At 57.2% G+C, this 898-nt stretch carries 1 protein-coding gene; it reads right to left on the reverse strand.

The features are described 5' to 3' along the window. On the reverse strand, positions 1–898 hold an 898-nt coding region (gene tssI, locus JIG40_RS10365), incomplete at both ends, for a type VI secretion system tip protein TssI/VgrG (RefSeq protein ID WP_199465318.1).

The following is an 898-nucleotide window of genomic DNA, read 5'->3' on the forward strand; positions in this document are numbered from 1 at the left end:
TCATCACCGTTGGAATAGCGATCCCACGGGAAATGCAGTTTTACACGGCCGTGTTCATCGCAGAAGATCTCTTCGCCTTCTGGGCCAACGACTGTGGCGATCATCGGGCCATCAACCTGAGGTTTGGCTTGCGGCGTGGCACGCCAAGTGCGATGCGCCGGGATGAGCGAAAATTGGTTCGCGTAGGTGGTCGCGCCATGGTCGCCGGCTTCTTCTAGCGCCTGAGGCTGCGTGCCTTGGCAGGTGACACGCACCACCAACCAGTCTCGGTTTAAGGTGTCGTCGAGGTGCTCTTGCAGGTCAAACTTCACGCCCGGACGCAGCAGCGGTTGGTTGCTTTTACCCGTTGCGGTGTGCGCGTTGCGGCGCAGGTAATCAAGGCGGATCTGGCTGAACGCTTTACCGCTGACATCGTTTTTATACCGCCCCGGCGCATCGAAATGTTCGTAATCTGGTTGCTGGTACTCCATTTCTGTCCCGGCCGCTTGCTGGGCAAACGAGTACGCTGGCTTTTTGAAGCTGTAGTCTTGCAGCGCCGTCTGGCTCACCTCCGATTGGGTGTGCACGCTCAGCGCCGAGATATACGGTGATTCAATCATGCCGCCCGCCAGCGTGTTGTACGGGATTGGCTCTCCGAGTTTCGGTAGGCTCTCTGAGGCGTCGCTGAATATCAGCGTGTGTTTGCCCTCTTCATGAATGAAGCTGTACACCAACCCTTCTTCGGCCGCTAAGCGATGGAGAAAATCTAAGTCGGTTTCGCGGTACTGAACGCAGAATTCACGCTGCGCGCAGTCGCGGGTCAGCGCAAAGGCGTAGTCGTTGATGCCCATTTCCTGCAACAGAATGGAGAGGATTTCCGGCACGGTGTTGAGTTGGAAGATGCGGCTGTTGTGGCGCA

The organism is Vibrio sp. bablab_jr001, assembly GCF_016464285.1.
Taxonomy (GTDB): Bacteria; Pseudomonadota; Gammaproteobacteria; order Enterobacterales; family Vibrionaceae; genus Vibrio; species Vibrio fluvialis.